The organism is Alcanivorax sp. HI0044 (genome assembly GCF_001634945.1).
The window spans coordinates 1-3,587 of record NZ_LWEZ01001126.1 but is presented as its reverse complement, the minus strand read 5'-3'; the positions used below and the strand labels follow the sequence as shown (position 1 = coordinate 3,587).

Sequence of the window (3,587 nt, the reverse complement as noted above, 5' to 3'; positions counted from 1 at the left end):
GAGAGTGTCTTTGCCTTGCTAAAAAAGGAGTGGACTCGCCCTCTTGGAGAGATAGGCCGAGACGAAATGGCGAGCGAAGTTCGTTACTATACGGACCAGTACTATCCCAATGTGCGTCGGCACATGGCACTGGGAGGAGTTTCCCCCAGTGCCTATGCTGCGACCGTTTAATCATTAGGTGTCTACTAAATCGGGGGCACTCCAGCGCTGTCAACTGTCAATTATCAACTGTCAACTTGGCCCCGCCGCCGTGACCGCACGGTCCGATGGGGAATCGCCACTGATTCTCTTTTCTGGCATAATCGCGCGCCTGTGCTGATCAGTGGCGCCACTACTGGTCCCTTATTGGTCTTGTCCGGGCTGTATCCGGGCACGAGACCGGCACTGTGTATCCGCAATGCGAACTTGAAGGTTGCACGGCCATACCCGCTGCAACCGCACGGCCACAAGCCCAGGACTAACCATGACCGATCCGATTGTTTATAACGACCTCAGCCCGGCCCAGCTGGTAGAGCTGGCTGTTCAGCGCAACGAAGGCCGCCTGGCCGATAACGGCGCCCTGGTAGTGGAAACCGGCCACCGCACCGGCCGCTCGCCCATGGACCGTTACATCGTTGACGAGCCGAGCACCAGCGAGCACATCCATTGGGGCGCCATTAACCGCCCCATCGACAGCGACAAGTTTGACGCCCTGTGGGACCGCGTTACCGCGGCCGTTGCCGAAAGCGACGCCTTTATTTCCCACCTGCACGTGGGCGCCGACACTGATCACTACCTGGCCGTGAAAGTGACCGCGCAGACCGCGTGGCACAACCTGTTCGCCAACACCATGTTCATCCGCCCGGAGAAGTACAACCCGCGCAGCAAGGAAGAATGGCAGATCCTGCATGCCCCGCACTTCCAGTGCGACCCGGAGCGTGACGGCACCAACTCCGACGGCTGCGTGATCCTCAACTTCGCCCAGCGCAAGATTCTCATTGCCGGCATGCGTTACGCCGGTGAAATGAAGAAAGCCATGTTCTCCGTGCAGAACTTCCTGCTGCCGGAAAAAGACGTGCTGCCCATGCACTGCTCCGCCAACGTGGGCGAAGACGGCGACGTGGCCCTGTTCTTCGGCCTGTCCGGCACCGGTAAAACCACCCTGTCCGCCGACCCGAACCGTTACCTGATCGGTGACGACGAGCACGGCTGGGGCAAAGATGTGGTCTTCAACATCGAAGGCGGCTGCTACGCCAAGTGCATCGACCTGAGCCAGAAGAACGAGCCGGTAATCTGGGACGCCATCAAGTTCGGCGCGGTACTGGAAAACGTCATCATCAATGACGAAACCCGCACCGCCGACTACGCCGATGTGTCTCTCACCCAGAACACCCGTGCCGCCTACCCACTGGAAAACATCGACAAAAAAGTCGAAGAAAACCGTGCCGGCGAGCCCAAGCACATCATCTTCCTGACCTGCGACCTGACCGGCGTCCTGCCGCCCGTCTCCAAGCTGTCCAAGGAAGCGGCGGCGTACCACTTCCTGAGCGGCTACACTGCCCTGGTGGGTTCCACCGAAATGGGTTCTGGTGGTGGCATCAAGAGCACCTTCTCTACCTGCTTCGGCGCGCCCTTCTTCCCCCGTCGTGCCGGCGAATACGCCGAGCTGCTGATCAAGCGCATGGAAGAGTTCGGCTCCACTGTTTACCTGGTGAACACCGGCTGGACCGGTGGCCCCTTCGGCGAAGGCGAGCGTTTCAGCATCCCCACTACCCGTGGCGTGGTCAACGCGATCCTGTCCGGCGAGCTGGACACTGCGGAAACCGAGCACCTGGATATCATCAACCTGGACGTGCCGAAAGCCGTTTCCGGTGTGGACAGCAACCTGCTGCAACCCAAGAAGACCTGGGCCAACCCGGAAAACTACGAAGCACGCGCCCGCGACCTGGCAGAGCAGTTCCAGAAGAACTTCGCTGACAAGTACGCCGATGTGTCCGACGAGATCCGCGCCGCCGGCCCCAAAGCGTAACTGACACAGCACGCTTCACGCTGCAGGCAACACGCAGAAGGCGCCTCCAAGGCGCCTTCGTTGTTTGTAGGCATGGCGACTCACCTCTCACGCAAAACAAGCATCGACGCCAGACCGTAAGTACAGCTCTTCCCCCCCCAACAAGTCGTAATACCATGCGACAATTGGACCTGACATGTCCAAAGGCTAGACTTGCCGTCTTAGATAAAGGACTTCTCATGAGCAAACCCAGAATTGTTGTTGTCGGCGGTGGTGCCGGTGGTCTTCCATTAGTCACCAAACTCGGCGCCAAGCTCGGCAAATATGGCAATGCCGATATCACCCTGGTGGATTCATCCAGCATCCACGTCTGGAAACCGCGTTTTCATGAAGTGGCCACCGGTGCCATCGATGCGGACCTGGACGCGGTGGATTATCGCGCCCATGCCCAGCTCAACCATTACCGGTTTGAGCCCGGCACCATGACCCAGGTCGATACCGCCGGGCAGACCCTGACCCTGGCGCCCCTGCACGATGCCCATGGCAGCGAAGTCCTCCCGGAGCGCAAGCTGAGTTACGACTATCTGGTACTGGCCACCGGCAGCCAGAGTAACGACTTCGGCACCCCCGGGGTACGCGACAACTGCCTGTTTATGGACAGCCGCGCCCAGGCCGAGCGTTTCCGTGAGCGTTTCCTCAATGCCTGTCTGCACGCCAATTACGAAGGCAAGCCGGTATCCGTTGCCATCGTGGGCGGCGGTGCCACCGGGGTGGAGCTGGCAGCCGAACTGCACCATGCCGTTTCCATGCTCAACTTCTACGGGCACGACAAGCTGGATCGCAAACATCTGCAGGTGGATATTATTGAAGCTGCACCGCGTATCCTGCCGGTACTCAGCGAGCGGGTGTCCGCCACCGCCACCAAGCGCCTGGAAGGCCTGGGCGTGAAAGTACGCACCGGCGTCATGGTGGCCGAAGCCACCCCCGACGCCCTGGTGCCCAAAGACGGCGATCCCATCAAGGCCGACCTGCTGGTCTGGGCCGCCGGGGTGAAATGCCCGGAATGGCTGAGTCAGATCGACGGGCTGACCACCAACCGTATCAACCAGGTGGAAGTGGAACCGACCCTGCAGGCCAAGGGCCAGAAGAACGTCTTCATCATCGGTGACGCGGCCTTCCTGATTCCGGAAGGGGCAGAACGGCCAATCCCCCCGCGGGCCCAGTCCGCCCAGCAGATGGCCCAGCACACCGCCCGCAGCCTGCAACGGCTGCTGATGAATCGCGACCCGAAACCCTTCGAATACAAGGACCATGGCTCACTGGTGTCGCTGTCCAACTACAGCTCGGTGGGCATGCTGATGGGCAACCTGAAAGGCGGTAACTTCTTTGTGGAAGGCTGGCTCGCCCGGATGATGTACATCAGCCTGTATCGCATGCACCAGGCCGCGCTCTACGGCTGGCCGCGCACCATCATGCTGCTCATTGCCGGGCGCTTCAACAAACTGGTACGCCCACGACTGAAGCTGCACTGACCCTGCCAACTTCCTTGACCACACCAACAGGCCCGGGACGTTCCGACACCCCGGGCTTTTCTTTATCT

Annotated in this window: 3 protein-coding genes; all 3 read left to right on the top strand. The window is 60.4% G+C overall.

From position 1 onward, the window contains the following. Nucleotides 1–171, top strand: a 171-nt coding sequence (locus tag A3730_RS33070; protein WP_369819079.1) for an IS3 family transposase, incomplete at its 5' end; no start/stop codon positions are given. 292 nt (nucleotides 172–463) lie between these two features. Beyond that, nucleotides 464–2,008, top strand: coding sequence for a phosphoenolpyruvate carboxykinase (locus A3730_RS13595; protein WP_063520278.1), 1,545 nt, complete (start codon nucleotides 464–466; stop codon nucleotides 2,006–2,008). A gap of 218 nt (nucleotides 2,009–2,226) precedes the next feature. Further along, nucleotides 2,227–3,519 (top strand): NAD(P)/FAD-dependent oxidoreductase, encoded by a 1,293-nt coding sequence (locus A3730_RS13590; protein ID WP_063538253.1) that lies wholly within the window; start codon nucleotides 2,227–2,229, stop codon nucleotides 3,517–3,519. Nucleotides 3,520–3,587: the final 68 nt, after the last annotated feature.

Coding starts and splice junctions, on each gene's coding strand:
- A3730_RS13595 (WP_063520278.1), top strand. CDS start 464: ATGACCGATCCGATTGTTTATAACGACCTCAGCCCGGCCCAGCTGGTA.
- A3730_RS13590 (WP_063538253.1), top strand. CDS start 2,227: ATGAGCAAACCCAGAATTGTTGTTGTCGGCGGTGGTGCCGGTGGTCTT.